At 35.4% G+C, this 23,470-nt stretch carries 25 protein-coding genes; 6 read left to right on the top strand and 19 right to left on the bottom strand.

What is annotated here, in order from left to right; translation table 11 throughout:
* Window positions 1–76: 76 nt before the first annotated feature.
* From CGC49_RS09200 to recR, 4 genes are all read right to left on the bottom strand, one after another.
* Window positions 77–406, bottom strand: coding sequence for a hypothetical protein (locus CGC49_RS09200; RefSeq protein WP_095894181.1), 330 nt, complete (start codon window positions 404–406; stop codon window positions 77–79).
* A 51-nt stretch (window positions 407–457) separates the two neighbouring features.
* Window positions 458–808, bottom strand: coding sequence for a 4Fe-4S binding protein (locus CGC49_RS09195; protein ID WP_095912452.1), 351 nt, complete (start codon window positions 806–808; stop codon window positions 458–460).
* 96 nt (window positions 809–904) lie between these two features.
* Entirely contained in the window at window positions 905–2,191 is a 1,287-nt protein-coding gene (locus CGC49_RS09190; RefSeq protein ID WP_042344166.1) for a dihydrolipoamide acetyltransferase family protein, read from the bottom strand.
* A 202-nt stretch (window positions 2,192–2,393) separates the two neighbouring features.
* A complete protein-coding gene (gene recR / locus CGC49_RS09185) occupies window positions 2,394–3,011 on the bottom strand; it encodes a recombination mediator RecR (RefSeq protein ID WP_095912451.1) in 618 nt (205 codons plus the stop codon).
* Between the two features lie 200 nt (window positions 3,012–3,211).
* Between recR and CGC49_RS09180 the strand changes: the two genes are divergently transcribed.
* Complete coding sequence (locus CGC49_RS09180) at window positions 3,212–4,354, top strand: pseudouridine synthase (protein ID WP_095912450.1); 1,143 nt, start codon at window positions 3,212–3,214, stop codon at window positions 4,352–4,354.
* Window positions 4,355–4,495: 141 nt separating this feature from the next.
* Complete coding sequence (locus CGC49_RS09175; RefSeq protein ID WP_095912449.1) at window positions 4,496–5,698, top strand: IS256 family transposase; 1,203 nt, start codon at window positions 4,496–4,498, stop codon at window positions 5,696–5,698.
* A 356-nt stretch (window positions 5,699–6,054) separates the two neighbouring features.
* On the opposite strand, the gene CGC49_RS09170 is transcribed toward CGC49_RS09175, so the two are convergent.
* From CGC49_RS09170 to ybeY, 9 genes are all read right to left on the bottom strand, one after another.
* The gene (locus tag CGC49_RS09170) at window positions 6,055–7,077 is read right to left on the bottom strand and encodes a macro domain-containing protein (RefSeq protein WP_095912448.1); all 1,023 of its coding nucleotides are present in this window, start codon (window positions 7,075–7,077) and stop codon (window positions 6,055–6,057) included.
* A gap of 4 nt (window positions 7,078–7,081) precedes the next feature.
* The gene (locus CGC49_RS09165) at window positions 7,082–7,735 is read right to left on the bottom strand and encodes a DUF4433 domain-containing protein (RefSeq protein ID WP_095912447.1); all 654 of its coding nucleotides are present in this window, start codon (window positions 7,733–7,735) and stop codon (window positions 7,082–7,084) included.
* A gap of 32 nt (window positions 7,736–7,767) precedes the next feature.
* Window positions 7,768–8,601 carry a 1,4-dihydroxy-2-naphthoyl-CoA synthase gene (locus tag CGC49_RS09160; protein ID WP_095912446.1) on the bottom strand — a complete coding sequence of 278 codons (834 nt, stop codon included), beginning with the start codon at window positions 8,599–8,601 and terminating at the stop codon, window positions 7,768–7,770.
* Window positions 8,602–8,686: 85 nt separating this feature from the next.
* A complete protein-coding gene (gene fsa / locus CGC49_RS09155) occupies window positions 8,687–9,340 on the bottom strand; it encodes a fructose-6-phosphate aldolase (protein WP_095912445.1) in 654 nt (217 codons plus the stop codon).
* A gap of 42 nt (window positions 9,341–9,382) precedes the next feature.
* Window positions 9,383–10,189, bottom strand: coding sequence for an SDR family oxidoreductase (locus CGC49_RS09150; RefSeq protein ID WP_042009888.1), 807 nt, complete (start codon window positions 10,187–10,189; stop codon window positions 9,383–9,385).
* Window positions 10,190–10,191: 2 nt separating this feature from the next.
* A complete protein-coding gene (locus CGC49_RS09145; RefSeq protein WP_095912444.1) occupies window positions 10,192–10,896 on the bottom strand; it encodes a hypothetical protein in 705 nt (234 codons plus the stop codon).
* Window positions 10,897–10,956: 60 nt separating this feature from the next.
* The gene (gene dinB, locus CGC49_RS09140) at window positions 10,957–12,066 is read right to left on the bottom strand and encodes a DNA polymerase IV (protein ID WP_095912443.1); all 1,110 of its coding nucleotides are present in this window, start codon (window positions 12,064–12,066) and stop codon (window positions 10,957–10,959) included.
* Between the two features lie 526 nt (window positions 12,067–12,592).
* The gene (locus tag CGC49_RS09130) at window positions 12,593–13,534 is read right to left on the bottom strand and encodes a 2-hydroxyacid dehydrogenase (RefSeq protein WP_042344180.1); all 942 of its coding nucleotides are present in this window, start codon (window positions 13,532–13,534) and stop codon (window positions 12,593–12,595) included.
* Window positions 13,531–13,953 (bottom strand): rRNA maturation RNase YbeY, encoded by a 423-nt coding sequence (gene ybeY / locus CGC49_RS09125; RefSeq protein WP_042344181.1) that lies wholly within the window; start codon window positions 13,951–13,953, stop codon window positions 13,531–13,533. The genes CGC49_RS09130 and ybeY overlap by 4 nt, the downstream gene beginning before the upstream one ends.
* A gap of 471 nt (window positions 13,954–14,424) precedes the next feature.
* Here ybeY and CGC49_RS09120 point away from each other — a divergent pair, with 471 nt between their 5' ends.
* A complete protein-coding gene (locus CGC49_RS09120; RefSeq protein ID WP_095912441.1) occupies window positions 14,425–15,645 on the top strand; it encodes an aminotransferase class V-fold PLP-dependent enzyme in 1,221 nt (406 codons plus the stop codon).
* Window positions 15,646–15,770: 125 nt separating this feature from the next.
* On the opposite strand, the gene CGC49_RS09115 is transcribed toward CGC49_RS09120, so the two are convergent.
* The 6 genes from CGC49_RS09115 to rsfS all read right to left on the bottom strand — a co-directional run bounded on the left by CGC49_RS09115 (window position 15,771) and on the right by rsfS (window position 21,178).
* Entirely contained in the window at window positions 15,771–16,268 is a 498-nt protein-coding gene (locus tag CGC49_RS09115; RefSeq protein ID WP_095894509.1) for a GNAT family N-acetyltransferase, read from the bottom strand.
* Window positions 16,269–16,349: 81 nt separating this feature from the next.
* Window positions 16,350–17,132, bottom strand: a complete 783-nt coding sequence (gene dapF / locus CGC49_RS09110) for a diaminopimelate epimerase (protein ID WP_172919958.1) — start codon at window positions 17,130–17,132, stop codon at window positions 16,350–16,352.
* Window positions 17,133–17,161: 29 nt separating this feature from the next.
* Window positions 17,162–17,986 carry a phosphatidate cytidylyltransferase gene (locus CGC49_RS09105; RefSeq protein WP_042009868.1) on the bottom strand — a complete coding sequence of 275 codons (825 nt, stop codon included), beginning with the start codon at window positions 17,984–17,986 and terminating at the stop codon, window positions 17,162–17,164.
* 12 nt (window positions 17,987–17,998) lie between these two features.
* Entirely contained in the window at window positions 17,999–18,613 is a 615-nt protein-coding gene (locus CGC49_RS09100; protein WP_042009864.1) for an LUD domain-containing protein, read from the bottom strand.
* Window positions 18,614–18,825: 212 nt separating this feature from the next.
* A complete protein-coding gene (gene ftsH, locus CGC49_RS09095) occupies window positions 18,826–20,799 on the bottom strand; it encodes an ATP-dependent zinc metalloprotease FtsH (RefSeq protein WP_095912440.1) in 1,974 nt (657 codons plus the stop codon).
* Window position 20,800: 1 nt separating this feature from the next.
* Window positions 20,801–21,178, bottom strand: coding sequence for a ribosome silencing factor (rsfS, locus tag CGC49_RS09090; protein ID WP_095912439.1), 378 nt, complete (start codon window positions 21,176–21,178; stop codon window positions 20,801–20,803).
* Between the two features lie 515 nt (window positions 21,179–21,693).
* Between rsfS and CGC49_RS09085 the strand changes: the two genes are divergently transcribed.
* The 3 genes from CGC49_RS09085 (at window position 21,694) to CGC49_RS09075 (ending at window position 23,341) form a co-directional block, all read left to right on the top strand.
* On the top strand, window positions 21,694–22,155 hold the full coding sequence (locus tag CGC49_RS09085; RefSeq protein WP_042343897.1) for a DUF6252 family protein: 462 nt from the start codon (window positions 21,694–21,696) through the stop codon (window positions 22,153–22,155).
* 81 nt (window positions 22,156–22,236) lie between these two features.
* Complete coding sequence (locus CGC49_RS09080; protein ID WP_042343898.1) at window positions 22,237–22,725, top strand: outer membrane protein; 489 nt, start codon at window positions 22,237–22,239, stop codon at window positions 22,723–22,725.
* 142 nt (window positions 22,726–22,867) lie between these two features.
* Complete coding sequence (locus CGC49_RS09075; protein WP_095912438.1) at window positions 22,868–23,341, top strand: DUF6252 family protein; 474 nt, start codon at window positions 22,868–22,870, stop codon at window positions 23,339–23,341.
* The last annotated feature ends 129 nt before the right edge of the window (window positions 23,342–23,470 follow it).

The following is a 23,470-nucleotide window of genomic DNA, read 5'->3' as shown; positions in this document are numbered from 1 at the left end:
ATAATTTTTTCACAGACATGAATATTTTCTATAAAACTGTGGGAATTACAACATCGAAAAGCAACACTCTGACACCTTAAATATCCTTTTTCAGAAATGCAAACCGTTTCCGACTGTTTAAATAATTGAGATTGTCTTGATTATGGTAAGCTTCTCGCTCAAAAATGATGTTGTGGTATGCCTTTTGCCAATTTCGGTATTTGATATATTTAAAAAGAAAATCAAGTACATACCACAGATAAAAGAAGACTACCAATAGTTCTTTTTGTTGTTGGAGGTGTATTTTTTCGTGATTCAAAAACTGTGGATCGTTTAAACACTCCTTTTTGGATACGAATACAAAAGGAAACAGAGTTATCCCTGAGTATCCTTTGGGGACAAGAAGACGATTGACAATGAATTTCATAGGGTTTATATAAAGAAGGCTATCGCAAAACCGATAGCCTTTTTGTATTTTTTACTCATTGTGTAAAAATTTCTTTTTTGCAGTGAGTTCCTCTTGAGTTTCCTTATTATCTTCATCTGGAACACAACAATCCACGGGACAAACCGCCGCACACTGTGGTTCTTCGTGAAAACCAATACATTCGGTACATTTATCCACTACTATAAAATAGAAATCATCGCTCACGGGTTGTTGTACTTCATCCGCATCGACCTGCCTTCCGTTTGGCAAAACCACCCCTCCACTGAGTGCAGTTCCGTCACTGTAACGCCAATCATCAGCTCCTTCATAAATGGCATTATTGGGACATTCAGGCTCACAAGCTCCACAATTTATGCAATCCTCTGTAATCTTAATGGCCATAGATTTACCTATTAAATTCAAAAACTAGGGGCAAAGATACATATTTTCTATATCTCTCACGCTCATTTTTTGAAATTTAGAATGGTTTCAAATTGATTAAATATCTCGATTCATATCCCAATTTTCGAGATATTCGCCTACACGTTGCACAAACATACCTCCCAAAGCTCCATTGACAACCCGATGGTCATAGCTATGCGAAAGCATCATTTTATAACGAATACCTATCACATCTCCCTCGGGCGTTTCAATAACTGCAGGTGTTTTCCGAATAGCTCCAATTGCCAAAATTCCGACTTGAGGTTGGTTGATAATCGGTGTTCCGAAAACATTACCAAACGACCCGATATTGGTCACGGTATAGGTTCCGTCTTTGATTTCATCTGGCTTTAACTGATTGGCTCTTGCACGTTTTGCTAAATCATTGACTACTTTAGTCATTCCTCGTAAATTCAACTGATCAGCGTTTTTGATTACTGGAACAATGAGGTTTCCATCAGGCAATGCAGTAGCCATACCAATATTAATATTTTTTTTCTTAATAATGGTCGTCCCTTCTAATGAAATATTCATCATCGGATAGTCTTTCAAAGCTTTAGCAACAGCCTCCATAAAGATAGGGGTAAACGTAAATTTCTCTCCTTCTTGGGCTTCAAATGCTTTTTTGACTTTATTACGCCAATTCCAGATACGCGTAACATCCACCTCTGTAAAACTCTGAACATGAGGTGAAGTGTGTTTACTATGTACCATATGCTCGGCGATGAGTTTGCCCATACGCGACATCTCAATGCGTTCGTCTCCTTTTTGGAAAGATGTCGCCTTTACCTCTGCTACCTTGTTTTGAGGCAACTCAGCAGACCTATTTACTGTTTGTTTCTCCCGATTTTCTAAGTAGGATAGCATATCGTTTTTAGTTACCCGATTATCTGCTCCTGTGCCTTTGATTTGATCAAGCTCTTGCAGTGAAATTCCTTCCTTTTGAGCGATACTTTTCACCAAAGGAGAATAAAATCTATCTGATTTTAAACCACTTACAACAACATCTGTTTTAGTCACATTCTGCTGTAATTGTTCAATTTCTTTTTCTATAACTTTAGCAGTGGTCTCAACCGTAGGTGTAGCAACAGCTTCTGCTGAAGCCTCCGTTTCGATGATTGCCATAACCTCACCAATTTTCACGACTTGGTCAACTTCAAAACGCAATTCAACGACCACTCCCGACACTTCCGAAGGCACTTCAGAATCGACTTTATCTGTAGCAACTTCCACAATTCCTTCATCGACCTCGACTGTATCTCCTACTTTTTTTAACCAATTCGTTACAATCGCCTCTGCAACACTCTCCCCCATTTGAGGTAGTTTTAATTCGTATTTAGCCATTTCTTGTTCTTTATTTAAAATTTAAAGATTCTTTTTTAATTTGTCGTTCAAAATATTTTTCACAAGTACCTCGACTTTCGAAAAAAAACAATCATAAAACCAAGGAGTTTAAAGAAGTAGCAAAGCCCAAATCCTATCTATTTACCTTCAAGAAATAACTTTTTCAAAAATAAATCGACTGACTCTCTACAATCCTTAATTTTTATCCTTTCAGAGCTAATTCGAACGGAATTCGTTGAGTTATACTTCGTCCCAAAGTAACCTCATCGGCATACTCCAACTCTCCCCCAACGGAAATTCCACGAGCTATAGTGGATATCACCACATCGTACTGTTCAATTTGTTTATAAATATAAAAATTTGTGGTATCACCTTCCATAGTGTTACTCAGTGCAAAAATAAGCTCTTTAATCTTACCCGACGCTACCTTTTCGACTAATGACTGAATGTGTAAACTTGACGGAGCTATGCCATCAATAGGAGAAATTTTTCCTCCCAAAACATGATATTGCCCAAAAAATTGCCCCGTATTTTCAATCGCAATCACATCTCTAAAATCTTCTACTACACATACAATACCGTTTTCCCTGCTCGAATTGTTACATATGTCACAGATTTCTACATCAGAAATATTATGACATTTTTTACAGTACTGAATCTGTGTTCGCAAATTAATCAAAGCTGATGCCAACCTAGCAGATTGCTCCTCAGGTTGTTTTAACAGATGTAAAGCTAACCGCAAAGCAGTTCGCTTTCCTATTGTAGGAAGTTGCGATATCTCATACACCGCATTTTCTAAAATTTTTGACGAAAATTCCATACCGCAAAGATATGAAAAAAGTTTTGAGCTTTGCCTTTTTAAAAATATTTCTTACAAAAAAACATGCTATGTCATTTCTATGTAGTATCTTTGCACATTCAAAAGTTTTATAGTGATATAAAGCCTTTGTAATACATTACGGTTTCGAACGTTTTCTGGTTCTAAAACATAAAATACATCATTAAATAAATAGAGAATTTATGGAAAAAAAATATTCCAGTAATAACACTAACTCACAACGTAGCAATAATTCTTACAAAAAGAGAGAATATTCAAACAACTCATTCCAAAAGAAAGAATATGGAAACTCGGAACGCTCTTCTGACAAACCTTACTACACTAAAAAAGAGTATGGATCATCGGAGCGTACTTACAACAAAAAAGAATACAATTCAGACCGAACTAAAACAAACAGCGGTTTCAAAAAATCGTACAATCCAAACTTCAAAGACACCTCCAACGAAGGGGGATACAGAAAACCGTACAATCCAAATTTCAAAGATACTTCCAACGAAGGGGGGTACAAAAAATCCCACAATCCGAATTTCAAAAGAAACAACAGTTATAAAAAACCGTTTATCAAAAAAAATTACAACACCGAGATTGAACAACAGGACAACACTCTAGAAACTGGGGAGATACGCCTGAATAAATATATCGCCAATGCAGGAATCTGTTCTCGCCGAAATGCTGATATCTACATTGCTGCGGGAAATGTGGAGGTAAACGGACAGGTAATGACTACATTAGGATATCGTGTACAACCTACCGATGTAGTAAAATTCGACGGAAAAGTGATTTCTTCGGAAAAGAAAGAATACATTTTATTAAACAAACCAAAAGGATTTATCACCACTACAAGTGACGAAAAAGGTCGTAAAACTGTGATGGATTTAGTTGCCAATGCTACTACGGCTCGTATTCTGCCTGTTGGACGTTTGGACAGACCTACCACAGGACTTTTATTACTAACTAATGACGGTGATTTAGCAAAAAAATTAACCCATCCAACACATGGTGTACGAAAAATATATCACGTGGTTCTTGACCGTAAGTTAGACTACAAAGATTTTATAAAAATTGAAGAGGGAATTGAACTTGAGGATGGGTTTATTCAAGTAGATGAAATCAGCTATGTGAACGACAAACCTAAAAATGAAATAGGTGTTAAAATTCACAGCGGAAGAAACCGTATTGTCCGTCGTATTTTCGAACATCTGGGGTATGAAATTGAAAAATTAGACCGCGTTGTGTTCGCTGGACTTACTAAAAAAGACCTTCCTCGGGGACATTGGCGAAAATTGACTCAACAGGAAATTATTAATTTAAGAAATATAAAGTAAAAATACTTATTAAAAAAATAGGAGTATCCCATAATCTGTGTAAGTTGAAAAGTTATTCTGAAATTTTTTGAGCCCTTAAAAGCTCAAAAAAAATTTCGGAAATAACTTTTTAACTATTTTTGACCCATAATTTAAACAGATATGATTAACAAGGAAGAATTGCTCAACAGCAAAGAATTTTACAAGTCATTTAAGACTGCTGAGGACTTGACAGGTTTCTTTAAAGAACTCCACAAAAAAGCGGTGGAACATATGCTCAATGCCGAACTCGACGTTCACTTGGACAACGAAAAACATGACAAAACCAAAGATGGAAATTATCGTAACGGACACACTTCCAAGAAGATAAAAACTTCCTTTGGCGAAGAACAAATCCAAGTTCCTAGGGATAGAGACGGTAGTTTTAACCCAATGTTAGTCCCTAAACGCAAGAACGTTATCGATGGTTTGGAAAACATCATCGTATCGTTCTATGCCAAAGGAATGAGCGTAAGCGACATCGAAGAACAAATCCAAGAAATGTACGGCTTTGAAGTATCAACTTCCACAATATCAAGGATTACCAATGCGGTTACCAATGAAATGGTCGCTTGGCAGAACCGCCCGTTGGACGAGCTGTATCTGATTGTTTGGATGGACGGCATCGTTTTTAAAGTTCGTGAGAACTCAAAAGTTGTCAACAAAACCATTTACCTTGCTGTGGGCTTGAATCGAGAGGGAAAAAAGGAAGTTTTAGGAATGTGGCTCGGAAAGAATGAAAGTTCCGCCTTTTGGATGAGCGTTCTCACTGATTTAAAGGCTCGTGGAGTGGAAGATATTCTCATTACTGCCACCGATAATTTAAACGGATTTACGCAAACCATTCGCACGGTTTTTCCCCAATCACAAACGCAAATATGTGTGGTTCATCAGATTAGGAATGCTTGTAAGTATGTGGTTTACAAAGACAGAAAAGAATTTACAGCCGATATGAAACACATCTATACTGCCCCTAACAAGGAAGCTGCCAAGGTTGCTTTGGAAGATTTTGCCCAAAAATGGGAGTCAAAATACGGCTATGCTATCAAATCTTGGTATGACAATTGGGACGAATTGACCGTATTTTTCGATTTTCCGTTAGAGATAAGAAAAATTATTTACACAACCAATCTTATTGAGAATCTGAATGGTAAGATTCGGAAATACACCAAAAACAAGCTGTTTTTCCCAACAGACGAAGCTGTGCAAAAGTCCGTTTTCTTGGCTTTGAGAGAAGCTACCAAAAAGTGGAGTATGCCTATCCAAAATTGGGGGATTGTCTTGAACCAATTTATGCTTATATTTGCACAAAGACTCAAACTATAAAAACTTAACCCCAACTTTTTAACTTACACACTTAGAGGGATAGTGTCAAAAAATAAAACCCTCAAATTTTTATCATACCATTTTTGAAGTAATCATCAGATACTTAAACTTAAAACACATTCAATTTACAGTTTTGAGATATCTGGCATTCATAAAAATTTGAGGGTTCTCTCTATCTACGAAATCCACTGATTCTCGCCAAAGTCAGGTTTGCGTTTTTCAAAGAAAGCGAGTAAATTTTCCATTGAAGATTTATTGCTTGGTTTTATTTGATTGATAATCCATTCTCCTATATTAATTGAGGTAATCGGTAGGATTCTGAACCTGTTGGAAAGTTTTCAGAATAGAAAAACCACTTAATTTTGAATTAAATGTTTTAAAACAATATCTAAATATCTTTCATTAGAGGTCATTTCACTTTTTCTACTATTCCAACTTTTAAGTTTTTCTATGATGATCTCTTTTTCTTTTGTTTTTTCTTCTCTCATAATATAATCTACCGAAGAAAGTAATTCCAAAGCATAATCAGAATAAAATCCTTCCAGAAAATGCATGGTGTCATTAGCAATCTGCTTCAATTCTTCATTACCTTCAATGAATTTTTCCACTTCTTGAAATCCATCTCCAAGCAAATTGAGTGGTTCAAAAGGTTTTTTATTCATATCGCTATATCCCATGATATAGCTTCCGTTCAAGGCATTCAAAACAAAACGAACTTTTCCTGAATAAGGTCCATAAAAATAAGGAGTAAATTTCAACTTCAAATACTTTTCAGCTCCAAACTTTTGAAGGAAATAACATACTTTCTCACTTGAAAATTCAGATACGAATTCTCCTTCTCGTACCAAATCGTATAGTACATATAATAATAAAGCTCTACCTTGTGTCAGTTTTACTCTCTCCTTTTTCAGTTGCTCTTTGATTTGGACAGAGGGTTCATAGATGTAGATTACTGTATCCAAATGGGAAAGTTTTCGTTCTATTATTTGCTTTACTTTATCCCAGTCCAATCCTCCATTTCCTGCCCCCAATGGCGGAATGGCAATACTCTTGATGTTCCTTTCCTTAATGATTTTTACCAAATCATCAAGTCCCCATTCTATATATTCATATTCAGAGGGCTTTTTCCAAGTGGTTTTGGTGGGAAAGTTGATGATAACTTTCTTACCAGAAGTAAGATTCTCATCTTCGGTTACAAACATTTTCCCCACTACCACACTTTTTTCTTTACAGGCTTTTTGATATTGCTTAAAGTTATTCGGGAAAGCATTTTTAAATTGGAGTGCAATACCTTTTCCCATTACCCCAACGGTATTCACCGTATTAATGAGTGCCTGTGCATCACTCTCTAATATGTTTCCTTCTAAATAAGTAATCATAGCTTTAATAATAATATTGATGAATAACTTTAATTTTTACCTCCTCTATACCAAAACTAATCAACTTTTGTTTAGCCACTTCATTATAACAACCAAAGCCGATAATAAAATCAGAAGCTATATCCGCTTTTACTAAAAATTCAGCCTCTTTTTTTCTTTTGATATCTAAATTTTCATCTCCACCCCAATCCCTTGCTTTGATGGCCTTCCAATCCAAAATAGTTTCAATTTTATTTAAAGCTGTTTTATCATACAAAACAGAAAATTTATCTGCAGCGTGTCCATCTGAAAAATATACTTCCGAATATTGGTCAGCCAATTTGCTCGGAATACAAACCAAATATACTATTTCTTCGGGATTTCTTTTAACAACATTATGAAATCCCCTTTGAATAATGTACAGCATAGGCATCCTCAACCAAAAGTAAAAAGGAATAAAATCTCCTAAACATATACGCTTTGCATCTCCATAGTCTAAAGTTCCATTAGTAACTTGAATAGTTTTACTCGCTCGAGTATCAATCAATGAATTATCTCCAATCGAAACATAGTTTACATTAGCATTAGGTGAATTTTTGTGCGTTATTCCATTTTGTAAAATATGAGGAATATTGTCTATATGTGTCATCCTAAATACTTTGATTTCAGATAAATTCATAGTTACTATTTTTAGTAAAATTATCAAATTATTTAACTAATCCACTGATTCTCCCCAAAGTCAGGTTTTCTTTTCTCTAAAAATGCGTTACGCCCTTCTTTAGCTTCGTCGGTCATATAGGCAAGGCGGGTGGCTTCTCCGGCGAATACTTGTTGCCCTACCATTCCGTCATCGGTGAGGTTCATTGCAAATTTCAGCATACGGATAGAAGTTGGCGACTTGGCAAGGATTTCTTGAGCCCATTCATACGCTTCTTGTTCCAAACGAGCGTGAGGCACTACTTTATTGACCATTCCCATTTCAAACGCCTCTTGTGCGGAGTAATTTCGCCCTAAAAAGAAAATCTCACGAGCTTTTTTCTGTCCTACCATTTTTGCCAAATATGCCGAACCATAACCGCCGTCAAAGCTGGTAACATCGGCATCGGTTTGTTTGAAAATGGCGTGTTCTTTACTCGCTAAGGTAAGGTCGCACACTACGTGAAGCGAGTGTCCTCCACCTACTGCCCATCCGTTTACCGCCGCGATGACCACTTTGGGCATAAATCGGATAAGTCGCTGTACTTCCAATATATTGAGTCGGTGTCTGCCGTCTTCACCTACATAGCCCTGATGCCCACGAGCCTTTTGGTCACCACCGCTACAAAAAGCGTGTCCGCCATCTTTGGGGCTGGGACCTTCCCCCGTGAGGATTACCACGCCTACACTCGCATCTTCGTACACGTGATAGAAAGCGTCGTAAAGCTCAGAAGTAGTTTTTGGGCGGAAAGCGTTACGCACTTCTGGTCGGTTAAAGGCGATTCTTGCTACGCCGTTACATTTTTTGTAGGTAATATCTTCGTATTCTTTTACAGTTTGCCAATTCATATGTTGTAATCAATAATAAACAATTTACAATTTATTTAATGAACAATTTTGAGAGATTATACTTTATAAAATTGTTCATTATTAGTTAATTCCCTTTTTTATAATCTGCTAAAAATTGAGCTAAACCACTATCAGTTAATGGATGTTTTAGTAGTCCCACAATTGCGGATAGCGGAGCTGTAATCACATCCGCACCTATTTTGGCACATTGCATAATATGCATCATATGACGAACAGAAGCAGCTAAAATTTCAGTCTCAAATCCGTAATTATCATATATAAGTCGGATATCTTCAATCAGAGTAAGTCCATCGCTGGAAATATCGTCTAACCGCCCGATAAAAGGAGATACATACGTAGCTCCTGCTTTGGCTGCCAACAAAGCTTGTCCTGCCGAGAATACTAGCGTACAATTAGTTTTAACTCCTCTGTCTGAAAAATATTTGATAGCTTTGATACCATCTTTAATCATTGGTATTTTCACCACTATTTGTGGATGCAATTCTGCCAAGGCCGTACCCTCTTTGACAATACCCTCATAATCAGTAGCAATTACCTCTGCAGAAACATCTCCATCGACAATGTCACAAATATTTACATAATGCTTCAAAATGTTATTTGTGCCTGTGATACCTTCCTTTGCCATTAATGAAGGATTGGTCGTTACTCCATCTAAAACTCCTAAATCTTGAGCTTCACGGATTTGATCTAAATTTGCTGTGTCAATAAAAAATTTCATAATATTGCTTATTTGAGTTCAAAGTTTAAGGTTACCTATTCTCTACAATTCATAATGTTTCATCAACATTCGCTCGTAGGTTTTACTTGGTAAAACACGTTTAAGTACAATGGAAAACTTTTGTAAGAAGTTACCTTGTTTATAATGTACGTTAGGATGCTTGGTTTTTATAATTTTATATATTTTTTCTGCCATTTCAATGGGATTTCCTCCCGAATCTACATGCTTATTCATCAAATCTAAAGATTTTTGATATTTTTCTCTATAAGCAGAACCTTCTTTCACAGGCGCATGATAACGTCGAGAAGCAATATCGGTAGCGTAGTCTCCTGGTGCGATAGTTGTCACTTGGATTCCAAAATTTTTTAATTCCATTCGTAAACTTTCTGACATCAGCATTAAAGCTCCTTTACTTGCTGAATAGGCTCCCCGAAAAGGCAATCCCATATACCCTGCTATGGAAGTAACGTTGATAATCAATCCACTTTTTCGATTTCGCATTGTAGGAAGTACTTTTTGAATCAAGTAAATGGCTCCAAAAAAATTCGTAGCGAACACATTTTCAAGCTCTTCGGAAGGTAATTCTTCCACGGCTCCTGAAATTCCTACACCTGCATTATTGATCAGTATGTCAACTTTACCTACTTCAGAGAGAATGCTTTGGATTGCCTTATCGACACTTTCTTTACAGCGTACATCCATAGGCAAAAGCCGAAAAGGTAGAGATTTACCTTCTACATTCCGAGCTGTTCCATAGACAGTAAATCCTTTTTCTTTAAGGAGTAACGCCGTTTCTTTGCCTATTCCCGAAGTTGCTCCGGTGATTAAAACTATTTTTTCGTTCTTCATTACTATTGTCTAATAGCCCTTACCTCTACTCTTCGAGGAGTGCGATTCGTTTCACCCTTTTTAATATGGCTGCTTTCGTTGATTATATTCGATTTATCTCGCAGTATATCAAGAATATAATAATTTGAATATTCTCCTTTTTGAACATAATAATTTCCTTCAGCGTCTATCAGAACAAAACTCCCACAAGGATATTGTAACGGAAAGAATAAATCACGTAATGTTTTATTTTTATCCTCCAGCCAACTGATTTTCTTTCCATAATCTTTGATTCCATCTCGTTCGTTATAAACAAAAAACTGACTTACATCTTTCTTCTTTTGTATTTTTTTCAAATAATCTTTAATCAAAGCATAGTAGCTCGAATCTTCAGGAGAATCATTACAAGGATCCTTCCCGTGATGATAATTTACTACAATAATGTTCTTCTCGGGAACGGATTGACCCGAAAATCCAGACAATTCGGTACGAATTACTGCTAACTGTTCAAGAGTTATTTTTCCTCTTTTAACTCGTTGAACCTGCACGTGCATTACTACTGAATCCAATTCATAGGTTAGGATATAGTGATTATTCGATTTTCTGTAGTCATTGAATTTCTTAGCTGAAATATATTCTAAATCATCGTTCAAATAAACATGCTTTTGCTGTGAAAATACAGGCAATGAAAACAAACACATTACGAAAATCAACCATTGTCTATTCATATCAATTTTTCTTATTATTCACTCCTGCAAATATAAAAATTAAATCCTTATTTTGTTTTTTTATTGCGGAAAAATCAGTTTCAACTGGACATACCTCGGCATATTTTTTTCTTTTTTTTCGGGTATGTTATTTAAGTTTGCCAACGATATTCCTAACAGACGAACTGAATCCTCTAAAAGTTGTTTATAGAGTAATTCTTTAGCATGATAAGATATATCCTCCTCTTTATCAACATAATGCAATAAGGTTTTACTACGGGTATTAATTAAAAAATTACCATACTTGATTTTTAGTGTTACGGTTTTCCCCGCTATCTTTTTACGTTGTAACCGCTGACTTAATTCTTTAGCGATCACTGTTAGTTTTTCTTCCATAAACACCTCACTGGTAATGTTTTTCTCAAAGGTATGTTCAACGCCTAATGACTTTGGCAATCGATATGATTTAACTTCACTCAGGTGGATACCTCGTGCTAATTCATAGAAGTAAGTTCCTCTATTACCAAAATGAAGTTCTAAGAACTCTAAAGATTTTTCTCTCAAATCTTTACCCGTGAAAATTCCATTCAGATACATTTTTTCAGCTGTAACCTTTCCTATACCATGAAATTTTTTAATGTCCAAAACATCTAAAAAACCTTGCACTTCTTCCAAAGGTACCGTTTTTTGTCCATTAGGCTTGTTAAAATCACTGGCTATTTTGGCTACAAATTTATTGACGGAGACACCTGCTGAAGCGGTAAGTCCCGTGGTTTCGAAAATACGCTGACGAATTTCTTGAGCCAAAAAAGTTGCTGAAGGATTATTCTTTTTATTGTGAGTTACATCTAAGTAAGCCTCATCCAAGGATAGGGGTTCTACCAAATCGGTATATTCATAAAAAATAGAGCGAATTTGCATTGAAATTTCACGATAGCGCTCAAAACGTGGTGGCACAAAAATGAGCTGTGGACATAGTTTCTTTGCCTGAACTCCACTGATAGCACTTCGCACCCCGTATCTTCGTGCTTCATAACTGGCAGCTGCTACAACTCCTCGTTCCTTTTCGCCACCTACGGCTATGGGTTTCCCTCGCAACTGTGGAAAATCGAGCTGTTCCACCGAAGCATAAAAAGCGTCCATATCCACATGGATGATTTTTCGCAAAGGTATGTCTGTCAGAGATTCCATTTTATTTACCAAGCATTTCAGTATGCAAAAATATAAAACTTACCAAGTTCAAGCTATTTTTTCATTCTTTCGATTGTCGAATACTTTTGTTTTTAGATAAGCTTTTATGCCCGTTATAAAAATATTTGAGTTTATTAGTTATTTTGATATTCTACTTTTCCCTTAGGTTTAAAAAGAACCTTGGATTTCAAAATCGTTACATCTTCCAAACTTCAAACGTAAAAACGATACTGATACTTGGTTAGTTACGGGTGTGATTGTAGTAATTCATGTATTTTTTGTATATTACCCAGATTATAGCACGAGCCTTGATTTTTCTTCCCTGTATTTGTACGTTAAATGTCGTATAGTCACTTTCAATCCACTCTTCTTCTTCCCTTAACACCGTAAAACGAAAATATTCTGTCTTTTTTTGATTTTTCCAGTACATTCACAAGAAAGACCCACTAAATTATACAAAGAAATTTTACAAAATCAAAAAAGCACGAATAGATAAAACGGTTGAATAAACAACATCTAGAGTAAATTATTTTTCTGAAAAATTCTCTATGATTTTATCCACAATCACCTGTGCCAATTTGGTCTTACTTTCAGCAGTCCAACCTGCAATATGAGGTGTAAGTATTACATTGTCAGCTTCTAATAAATATCTAAACGAAGCAGGGAGTTCATCAGTAAAGAAATCCTCAAAGGACGTTTTCTCGTACTCTAATACGTCTAGCCCCGCTCCTTTGATTTTGCCTGACTTTAAGGCTTCAACCAAATCATCAGTTACAACGCTTTTCCCTCGTGCAGTGTTCAATAACCAGAATGGTTTTTTGAACCTGTGGATGAAATCAGTATTCATCATTTTTGTTGTTAATGGGGTTTGCGGTGTGTGTAAACTCACCACATCCGATTGTTCAAAAAACTCATCCAAGGACACTTGTCGTGCGTTTTCATCGCCTACATTGGGTTTTATGTCATAACAAATCACTTGACAATCAAACCCTTTCAATTTTCGAGCAAACGATTTCCCCATATTCCCGTAACCAATAATGCCTACGGTTTTATAATCTAATTCCGACCCTCGATTTTCTTCACGTAGCCACACACCTCGCTCAATTTCACGATTGGATTTTTTAAACTTATTTAACAGCGCTAATAACATTCCGAGAGTGTGTTCGCCTACCGCATTACGATTTCCTTCAGGAGAGGATATTATCATAACTCCCTTTTGCTCAGCGTATTCACAATCAATATTTTCAAGACCTGCTCCCACTCTGGCAATAAATTTTAAGCGAGTTGCCTTATCCAAAAACAACTTATCAATCGCGAACCGACTACGAAGGATGACACCATCATATTGGTCGATTTTGCTTTCGATTTGGGATTTTGAACTTTTATAATCTTCGTGATTTTCAAATCCATGAGCAGTAAGTTGCTCTATTATTAACGGATGATTCGTGTCAATATGGAGTATTCTCATTCTTTTTCTGTAAATAATCGTATTTTTTCTTCTTCCTTTTGTCTCATTTGCTGACTTTCCGATTCGGATTTGTCCTTATAGCCACATAAATGCAATATGCCGTGAGCCATGACTCGTAATAGCTCTTCCTTAAAAGAAACCTCAAAATCATTAGCATTGTCACACACTCGTTCCACAGAGATATAAATATCTCCAGCAATTTGAAAATCTTCAGTATAGTCAAAAGTAATAATATCCGTTAAGGTATCGTGGTTAAGATATTGTACATTGATTTTATGTAACTGCTCATCGTTACAAAAAATGTAGTTTATATCGCCAATTTTATGATTTTCAGTATTACAAATCATCTTTACCCACGATTTTAGATCGTTTTTCTTGTACGGAAGTTTAAATTTTGTTTCGGAAAAAAAAGAAATCATATTTTTTTATTTAAATAAGCATTAGGCTACTATTTCCATAATTTCAGTAAACATTCGATATTTACCAGTAAAAAACAAAAAACAGCATAAATTGTTTTCTGATTTGGAAAATATTACTATTTCTACCTTATTACACATAAAAAGGAAGTATACTAAATATAAATAGAAGAATAATTTACCTTTTTTAAGTGTAAGTGGTTGAAAAATTAATCAAAATATTTCACCTGACCATGGGAATTCATCACTTGCAGTCACTTTAAACCATGTAGTCTCGATACCAAAATTACTCTAATGATTTTATTACCCTACAAAGCCTGACAAAAAATGATTTTGACAATAGTTTTTTTTTATATATAACAACATTTAGGAGGCAAAGATAGTGTTTATTTAGAATAAAATAAATACCTTTGGCGGAATTATTTTTTGTTATCTAATGCAATCATTTTTGAACTCAATCGCAAAAAACATATTATGAAATCAATTGAACAAATACGCAGTGATTTTCCTATCCTGAACCGACTTGTAAATAACAAACCCTTGATATATTTCGACAATGGAGCCACTTCGCAAACTCCTAATCAAGTAATTAATACCATTGTAAATTACTACACTCAACTTAACGCCAATATCCACCGCGGGGTGCATACTCTCAGCCAGGAATCTACCGATGCCTACGAACAAGCTCGTGAAAAGTTGCGAAAACATTTCAATGCCAAAAAATCATGTGAAATCATTTTTACTTCGGGAACAACAGAGTCCATTAACTTGGTTGCCAACGGATACACTTCTCTTTTGAAATCAGGAGATGAAATCATAGTATCGGCATCAGAACATCATAGCAATATCGTGCCATGGCAGTTTGTTTGCGAACGCACCGGTGCTACACTGAAAGTTATTCCGATGAACGAACAGGGGATTTGGAACATGGAATCCTTTGATAACTTATTGAATTCCAGCACAAAACTTGTATGTGTACAACATGTTTCGAATGCTTTAGGAAATATACATCCCATTGCTGAAATCATTGAAAAGGCTCATCAAAGAGGAGCTAAGGTTTTGGTTGATGGTGCTCAATCCGCGCCTCATATCCAGCCTGATGTTCAATCACTTGATGTTGATTTTTATGCTGTTTCTGCTCATAAAATGTACGGGCCAACAGGGGTGGGTATACTTTATGGAAAAGAAGAATTGTTAAATGCTATCCCTCCCTATCAAGGTGGAGGCGAAATGATAAAAGAAGTCCGTTTCGAAGGTTCAACATACGCTGATTTGCCTTATAAATTTGAAGCAGGAACGCCTAACATCTGTGGGGGTATTGCATTTGGAGCTGCAATTGATTACATACATGAATTAGGTATCGAAAATATAGCCAAACACGAACAAGCTCTGCTAAGATACGCTGTTGAAAAACTAAAAGAACTTGAAGATATTCAACTTTATGGGAATCCTGACTTGAGTAAACGAACTGCAGTTATATCGTTCAATTTCAGAGGAATACATCCGTATGATGTAGGAAGTATACTGGATAAATTGGGTATTGCCGTTCGCACAGGACACCATTGCACTCAGCCTATTATGGATTTCTTTTGCATTCCAGGAACAATTAGAGCCAGTTTTGCGGTTTACAATACCTTTGAAGAAATTGATACTTTTGTCGAGGCTTTAAAAAAAGCTCATATGATGCTAAGTTAAAGTATCAAATCTCTTCTGTTTCGGATGTAATTGTGCAAAAGACCTAGTCGATTGAATTCTGACAATCAGATTTTTATAAAAACGCAAAAAAAAAAAAATGAAGTAAAGTATAGATTTCGATTTAGCTACAGAATTCGCTGAAAAATCAACACATCTTTAAATGTTCCGTTAGAAAAAATCCAATCTTTTTTTATGCCATGAGAAACAAAACCAAGTTTTTCAAAAAGATGTATGCTTGGAATGTTGTCTACAGGGATATATGCAATTAATTGATGTAAATGAAGATTTACTTTACTGTAATTCAATAATTTAGCAAGAGCATATTCTCCTTTACCTTGGCGTTGGTATTTTTCTAAAATGGCGATTCCAACACAAGCTCGTTTGTTCTTAGGATCAAAATCATAGAGGTCAACACATCCAAAAGGCTCTCTATCAGAGGAAGAAATGACGTAACGAAACTGTTTCGCTTCATAAATGTCCTGTGTTGCATTTTGAATGTATTCTTTCAGAAGATACCGAGAAAAAGGCAATTGTGTTTGACTAACTTCCCATAAACTTTCTTGATTTTCAAGTTCATACAAAAAGTCAATATCTTCTGGTTCTAACGCCCGTAACAAACACAACTCGTCTGAAATACAATTCATCTTTTATGTATAAATTTAAACACTTTTTTCTCTTTTACGCTTGACGAAGCTTAACTTTAATTACATTTCTACTTTACCTTCAAAAACAAAAGTAGCCTGTCCAATCAGAAATACGTTTGTATATACTCCGTTTTCAACATCAAACGAAACTCTTAAATCTCCCCCAAGGGTTTGCAGGTGTATGTCTCTCTCCTTTGTTTTTTCTTGGTGATACATGGCAATTGCAACAGCCGTAGCACCCGTACCACAAGAGTAAGTCTCGTCTTCAACCCCCCGCTCGTAGGTGCGTACAGCAAATTTTTCATTTCCTAAAGGAGTTACAAAGTTGACATTAGCTCCACCTTTATCCTTGTACAATTGTCCATAGCGAATGGACGCTCCTTCTGATTTCACATCTATATTATTAACATTTTCAGCTAATTGAACGTGATGTGGCGAACCTGTATCTAAAAAAGTATATGAGTCTTCCTTTCGAATAACATCAACGTCTTTCATCTGCAATTTCACTTGATTTTCATTATTGATTTCGGCATAATGTTCCCCATCAATAGCAATAAAAATAGTTTTATTATCTATGATTTTCAATAATTTAGCAAATGCGACAATACATCGTCCTCCGTTGCCACACATCGTACTTTCTTTTCCATCTGAGTTGTAGTAAATCATGCGAAAATCGTATTTTTCATCATTTTCTAGCAGAATTAGTCCGTCTGCACCAATACCAAAGTGCCGATGACACAATGAGGCAACTAATGAAGTATTTTCCTTGGGAAAATCTGAATTACGATTATCAATCATCACAAAGTCATTGCCTGTACCTTGAAATTTATAAAAATGTATTATCATTTAATTTTTTAGCAAGAATATGATTTTTAAGAGAAATAATATAGAATTTGCAATACAAAGAAAGCAAATGGAGAGGCAAAAATAAGACTATCCAAACGGTCTAAAAGTCCGCCGTGTCCTGGAAGAATTCGACCGCTGTCTTTCACTTTAGCAACCCGTTTGAAACTTGATTCAACCAAATCACCAACAGTTCCAGTAGTAACTAACACAATAGCCAGCACAATCCAACTCCAAATCTCTTTATTACTGTAAATTGAAATTACATAGGCGGTTAGGATAGCTCCGATGAGTCCTCCTACGAATCCTTCAACTGTTTTTTTGGGGGATATCTTTTCAAACAACTTATGTTTCCCAAAGTTTTTCCCCGTTAAATAAGCAAAACTGTCACTTGCCCAAATGATACACAAAATACCAATCATTGTCAATTGAGCCTCACCGACGGAATATGATTTTATGCACTCGTGCTTGTATATTAATGGAATAAAAACACATCCTGCACCAATATACAACATACTAATAATCAACTTATGAGAGTAAGGAGCGTAGCGTAGAGGAGTTTTTCCATAGAAGAGCATGATAGTCAAGTACACATTGGCTATAATAGTAAATAGCAACAGTATATAAATTGAGAAAACACTTACCTGCAAATGAATGAATAGCCACCAAAAAAATAAGAATATCAGATAGACGTGCAATCCTTGAAGTCGAATAAGTTTTTTAAATTCGTACATACATACTAATCCAAAAGACAAAAACAAGAAGTCAAAAGCCCCCTCATCTAACATGATTGCCGATAACAAAAAGAGTATGTAGATAATTCCTGTAGCAGTTCTTTTAAATAGTTCGTTCACAATGAGTTCCTTTTAAATTGGTAAATCTTCTAACAAGATGAGGTAGGTTTTCTTATAGCTTCCTCCATAATTCATTACATCATTTGCTGTTCTGTTTTCGTCAAAACTACGCAAAGTGACCAACCCTGTTGGTTTTTGTTTCGGATATTTCAAATTGATACCACGCATTCCCTCATCAATGCTTTTCACCATTTGGCTGGTTTTAGCCAAGACGATAAATATTTCAGGAAGTTCACTTGTTCTTCGCTGTCTCAACTGATTGGAAGAGAGCATTATACCTCCCATCGATGTGATTAAATATTCACAGGTTGTCAGATAGACATTCGCTGTTTCAACATCATCTGTGAAAAGTGATTGATGCTCTTCAAAAAAATCTACGAGTGACTCGTTGGGCGTACTGATTTTCACATATACACCTATTTCCATTAAAATATTTCTGAAAAAATGCTGTATTTCTAATTCTGAGGTGCAATAAATGAATTTACCCCCATTTTGGGTAAAGTTGATTGCAAATTGTTCATCTGCAGGTAGGTTATCTCCCGACAGTACATTAGTAGCTACAATCTTTTCCTCACCCAAATTCGGTTCACTACTGCGTTTACCAAATATTTTCTTTAAAAAATTCATCTAAACTTATTGTATTTCAGATGTTTATTATTATTACCCAAAACTCTACCGTCGTTATTTATTAAAAAACACGACACTTAATTTCTGTATGATAGAGTTAATAAAAATCTTTCTTTATTCTTTATACATAGAATGGGGTAAAGTTACAAAAAAACTTGATTGTTTTCAAAATAACAATCAAGTTTTTATCATTTTTTTACGAATTAAATAATTTATGTTGTCAAAAGATTTGAGTCATCTACCTTCGTCTCTGTTTTTTCAGTTAATTCCTCTTCCTTTTCATAGGCTCTTTTTCCGAAAATATCTTCCAAATCTTCCTTGAAAATGACTTCTCTTTCGAGTAATAAGTTGGCCAAACTAGTTAGCTTATCTTTATTTTCTGAAAGAATTTGAATAGCTCTTTCATATTGATTTTCAATAATTTTTGAAATCTCTTCATCAATTACATGAGCCGTTTTTTCGCTGTATGGTTTGGTAAAGCCGTATTCCGATTGCCCTGATGAATCATAATAGGTCAGATTTCCTACCTTATCGTTCAATCCATAGATGGTTACCATGGCTCGAGCTTGTTTGGTTACCTTTTCCAAATCACTCAACGCTCCTGTTGAAATTTTGTCGAAAATTATCTTTTCGGCGGCACGTCCTCCCAAAGCTGCACACATTTCGTCTAAAATCTGTTCGGTTCTGATAATTTGTCGCTCTTCAGGTAAATACCAAGCGGCTCCTAACGACTGCCCTCGGGGAACGATAGTTACTTTAACTAAAGGAGCAGCATATTTCAACAACCAACTAACCGTAGCATGTCCTGCCTCGTGGAAAGCGATGGTTCTACGTTCTTCATCGGTAATCATTTTACTTTTTTTCTCTAGACCACCAACAATTCTATCAACAGCATCTAAGAAATCTTGTTTTCCCACAGCTGTTTTACCTTTACGAGCCGCAATCAAAGCTGCTTCGTTGCATACATTTGCAATGTCGGCACCTGAAAATCCTGGGGTTTGCTTAGCTAAAAAGTCTATCTCTAAGGTTTCAGCCTTCTTAATTGGACGTAGATGCACTTCAAAAATCTGCTTTCGCTCGTTTAAATTTGGTAAATCAACATAGATTTGTCGGTCAAAACGCCCTGCTCGCATCAATGCTTTATCTAAGATATCAGCTCGGTTCGTTGCTGCTAACACGATTACATTGGTATGCGTTCCAAAGCCATCCATCTCCGTTAGTAATTGATTTAGAGTGTTTTCTCTTTCATCATTTGCTCCTGTAAAATTGTTTTTCCCTCTGGCACGTCCAATAGCGTCAATTTCGTCAATAAAAATAATTGCAGGTGATTTTTCTTTGGCTTGTTTGAACAGGTCACGTACTCGTGAGGCTCCCACTCCTACAAACATCTCAACGAAATCAGACCCTGAAAGTGAAAAGAACGGCACTTGGGCTTCACCCGCTACGGCTTTTGCTAAAAGGGTCTTTCCCGTACCCGGAGGCCCTACCAATAAAGCACCCTTTGGAATTTTTCCTCCCAAAGAGGTGTATTTATCTGGATTTTTAAGGAAATCAACTATTTCTTGAACCTCTTCTTTAGCACCTTCCAAACCTGCTACATCTTGGAATGTTACGCGAACTTCTCTTTTTTCATCAAAAAGACGAGCCTTTGATTTTCCGATACTGAACAATTGTCCACCTCCACCGCCTCCGGCCATTCGTCGCATAAAAAAAATCCACAACCCCACGATAAGAATAAATGGTAATAGTGTAACTAAAAAATCAGAAAACACGTTCTGTTGTGTTTTATTTTCACGAGTGGTTGTTAAATTGTTTTCTTGAACAATCTGGTCAAAACGGTTTTCAAAATTGCTCAAATCACCCAATTCAAAACGATATTGCGGACTTTCATTCTTTGCACTCGTTGTTTGTGATAGCATATTTCCACTCGGACGTACATCCTTATGTTCTTCTTTTTTCAATGCTTCATCGGTCAAATAAACATTAGCTTCTTTGCGATTGACGATGGTTATCTTTAAAACATCTCCGTTACGCAAAAAGTCTTCAAATTTCGCCTGTGGAATTTCTTTGGGTTGCATCCAAAAACTACCTCCCGAATAGAAATTAAATCCTAATAAAATCACTATAAGTAAGGCGTATACCCAATAGGCTGAAAATTTAGGTTTGTTTGTTTTGTTCTCTGCCATATTAATAGTTAGTTTCTATATTTAAAAATTTAGCATCTCCCCACAATCCTTCAATGTCATAATGTTCACGGATTCTTTTTTGAAAGATATGCACCACAACATCTACATAGTCAATCAATATCCATTCTGCATTCATCTCTCCTTCCACATGCCATGGTTTTACATGTCCCTCAGCTTGACTTACAACTCGTTGTACTGCTCCCGAAATAGCACTCACTTGGGTGTTTGACGAACCGTTACATAAAATGAAATAATCGCAAACAGAGTTTTCGATTTCGCGTAAATCCATGATAGTAATGTCCGTCCCTTTTACTTTTTCAATACCTTCGATAATATTACTAATTAGTTGATTAGATGTAATCTCTTTATTCTGTGTCATTTATTTTTAATAATTTCTATTACTATGAAATGGCAAATATACTGTTTTTTCGGAGATAATCACTTAAAAAAAATATAAAATTTGAATTTCTGAAAAAACACAAAAGAAATTGTTACTTATCCTTAGCTATCAGATTAAGAATGGATAAACAAGAGTTTTTTTTGAAAATTGAATTTCAATAGCACTTAAATTTTGATTGAGTTATTACGGAATGACATGTTTACACAAGTAGAATTTAGCAAATACACATGTTAAAGTTTTGTTATTTTTTTAAACAGTTCAGGTGATATTTTTGACCGTTCGTGCAAGAAAATTACCGTTCATGCTCAATTTTCGACCGTTCGTGTAAATTTTAACATTTCTATTTTTATGCAATATTTGCTGCTTTAAAAGAAAAATCATTCCTTTGTAGTGTGAAAATAAAGATAAAATTAACTAAAACGAAGTAATAAAACTAACGTTTATGTAATTGTAGTAAGTTTTGGATTAAGTATAAATTTAATAATAAATTATATATGAAAAATAAATTAAAATTTAGCTTTATTTTGTTAACAGCAATTTTAATAGTTGTAAGCTGTAAAAAGGATGATTCAAACACTTCTGAATTCTATGTAAAAGCACAAGTAGGAGGTGTGGAACACGAAGCTTCAGGTGAATATTGTTTTTTTATTGATACAGGCTTCGGAGTTACGATAACAGGAGGTGACAAATATGCTTTCATGATTCCTTCGATGGAAGTGGGTACATATAAATTTTCTGATAACATAGTATCTTTCGGAACTGTTTATATTGATGGAGTTTATGGAGGATATACGGATTCAACCGATGGAAGTTTAATTATCACAAAATACGACAAGGACGCAAAAGTGATTGAAGGAACTTTTCAGTTTGTTGGAACGAACGGAGATATTACAAAGAAAGTTACTAACGGTTCATTTCGTTGTAAACAACAAGATGTGTCAAAGTTAAAACCGTAATTTTAAGCTAAAAAACAATAAGTCAAATACTTGAATTTTAAAAATGTTATAAATAAGTTGTTTAATTAAAAAAAGAAGAAAATGAAAAAAGTTGCTTTAATTGTAGCCCTTGTTTTAGGGTTTGGAATGGTTGCTCAAGCACAAACTAAAATTGGTATCCACGGAGGGTTTGATGTAGAGGGAAAAAATCCCATAATCGGTGTGAATGCTGAGATTGGGATTATGGACAAACTCACGGTAGCTCCTGATGTAGGGTATCTTATGTTAGATAAAGTTGAGGGAGTAAATTCCCTTGGGTTAGAGTTCAATGCCAATGGTCATTACTACTTCTACGACAAAGATACTTTTAAGTTTTTTGGTTTAGCAGGAGTTGGATACAATTATTTTAAATCAAGTTCGGAAATCTTAGGAGTTAAATACGAGTTTAGTGGAGGGAATTTCGGAGTGAATGTTGGAGCAGGTATGTCTTACGCTTTATCCTCAAACTTGGATCTTTTCAGCACAGTGAAATACACCATTAGAACAGGGTCTTCTCTTGGAGTTCATGTAGGTCTTAGATATGCTTTTTAGTAAATTTCTCAACAAGTTCTTATAGTTAGACTAACATCTCCTTTCGGTTTTTTATCATTAAATAATAATACCTTAAGGAGATGTTTCTTAAGAAATTATGCTAAAAAGATTTAAAATACAATGTAATAAAAAAATGAAGCATATGAAAAATTATTTAAAATTTAGTTTTTTCCTACTGGCAGTAGTCGTAGCTGTTGTGGGATGTAAAAAAGATGATTCTGACAACACGGGCGAGTCTGGAAGTTCTGATTATTACGTAAAAGCAGAAGTTGACGGTAAAAAACATGAAGTTACAGGAGCAACTTTTTGTTCCTATACAGTTTCTGCGGGAAAAATTAGCGTAAATGGAGTGAAAGGTAACGAATTTGTTTTTGCACTTACAGCACCTGCCAAAGAAGGTGTATTTAAATTTGGGGGAGAAGAATTAGCATTGGGAGGCGTAACTTTTGGAAATGACAGATATACTAGTTTGGCAGATGGAACAATAACCATCAAAAAATTCGATGAAAAAGCAAAGATAGTTGAAGGTACATTCGAATTTAACGCAAAAAGTGATGACGGTAGTGTAACCAAAAAAGTAACTAACGGTTCATTCCGATGTAAATCGTTGTTATAATTGATTTTTCTTTCGAGGAATGATTATTTTGATTACATAAAAATAAATTAAAAACTCTATCCGAAGGAAAATTTCACACAAAGGCGTAACCGAAAAGCCTATAATAGAGTAGGATTATTTTAAGTTTTA

This window comes from Capnocytophaga sp. H4358, from assembly GCF_002302515.1.
In the GTDB taxonomy this organism is placed as follows: Bacteria; Bacteroidota; Bacteroidia; order Flavobacteriales; family Flavobacteriaceae; genus Capnocytophaga; species Capnocytophaga canis.
Note: the sequence above shows the minus strand (reverse complement) of the source record. Positions and strands in the feature narration are given on the sequence as shown.

What these genes read in the sequence shown, in the direction of transcription:
- CGC49_RS09165 (WP_095912447.1), bottom strand. Translation starts at nt 7,735, where the DNA reads ATGAATTTATCTGAAATCAAAGTATTTAGGATGACACATATAGACAAT.
- CGC49_RS09170 (WP_095912448.1), bottom strand. Translation starts at nt 7,077, where the DNA reads ATGATTACTTATTTAGAAGGAAACATATTAGAGAGTGATGCACAGGCA.
- CGC49_RS09150 (WP_042009888.1), bottom strand. Translation starts at nt 10,189, where the DNA reads ATGAAGAACGAAAAAATAGTTTTAATCACCGGAGCAACTTCGGGAATA.
- CGC49_RS09200 (WP_095894181.1), bottom strand. Translation starts at nt 406, where the DNA reads ATGAAATTCATTGTCAATCGTCTTCTTGTCCCCAAAGGATACTCAGGG.
- CGC49_RS09180 (WP_095912450.1), top strand. Translation starts at nt 3,212, where the DNA reads ATGGAAAAAAAATATTCCAGTAATAACACTAACTCACAACGTAGCAAT.
- rsfS (WP_095912439.1), bottom strand. Translation starts at nt 21,178, where the DNA reads ATGACACAGAATAAAGAGATTACATCTAATCAACTAATTAGTAATATT.
- CGC49_RS09075 (WP_095912438.1), top strand. Translation starts at nt 22,868, where the DNA reads ATGAAAAATTATTTAAAATTTAGTTTTTTCCTACTGGCAGTAGTCGTA.
- CGC49_RS09160 (WP_095912446.1), bottom strand. Translation starts at nt 8,601, where the DNA reads ATGAATTGGCAAACTGTAAAAGAATACGAAGATATTACCTACAAAAAA.
- dinB (WP_095912443.1), bottom strand. Translation starts at nt 12,066, where the DNA reads ATGGAATCTCTGACAGACATACCTTTGCGAAAAATCATCCATGTGGAT.
- fsa (WP_095912445.1), bottom strand. Translation starts at nt 9,340, where the DNA reads ATGAAATTTTTTATTGACACAGCAAATTTAGATCAAATCCGTGAAGCT.
- CGC49_RS09130 (WP_042344180.1), bottom strand. Translation starts at nt 13,534, where the DNA reads ATGAGAATACTCCATATTGACACGAATCATCCGTTAATAATAGAGCAA.
- ftsH (WP_095912440.1), bottom strand. Translation starts at nt 20,799, where the DNA reads ATGGCAGAGAACAAAACAAACAAACCTAAATTTTCAGCCTATTGGGTA.
- CGC49_RS09145 (WP_095912444.1), bottom strand. Translation starts at nt 10,896, where the DNA reads ATGAATAGACAATGGTTGATTTTCGTAATGTGTTTGTTTTCATTGCCT.
- CGC49_RS09190 (WP_042344166.1), bottom strand. Translation starts at nt 2,191, where the DNA reads ATGGCTAAATACGAATTAAAACTACCTCAAATGGGGGAGAGTGTTGCA.
- CGC49_RS09195 (WP_095912452.1), bottom strand. Translation starts at nt 808, where the DNA reads ATGGCCATTAAGATTACAGAGGATTGCATAAATTGTGGAGCTTGTGAG.
- ybeY (WP_042344181.1), bottom strand. Translation starts at nt 13,953, where the DNA reads ATGATTTCTTTTTTTTCCGAAACAAAATTTAAACTTCCGTACAAGAAA.
- CGC49_RS09120 (WP_095912441.1), top strand. Translation starts at nt 14,425, where the DNA reads ATGAAATCAATTGAACAAATACGCAGTGATTTTCCTATCCTGAACCGA.
- CGC49_RS09085 (WP_042343897.1), top strand. Translation starts at nt 21,694, where the DNA reads ATGAAAAATAAATTAAAATTTAGCTTTATTTTGTTAACAGCAATTTTA.
- recR (WP_095912451.1), bottom strand. Translation starts at nt 3,011, where the DNA reads ATGGAATTTTCGTCAAAAATTTTAGAAAATGCGGTGTATGAGATATCG.
- CGC49_RS09175 (WP_095912449.1), top strand. Translation starts at nt 4,496, where the DNA reads ATGATTAACAAGGAAGAATTGCTCAACAGCAAAGAATTTTACAAGTCA.
- CGC49_RS09100 (WP_042009864.1), bottom strand. Translation starts at nt 18,613, where the DNA reads ATGAATTTTTTAAAGAAAATATTTGGTAAACGCAGTAGTGAACCGAAT.
- CGC49_RS09080 (WP_042343898.1), top strand. Translation starts at nt 22,237, where the DNA reads ATGAAAAAAGTTGCTTTAATTGTAGCCCTTGTTTTAGGGTTTGGAATG.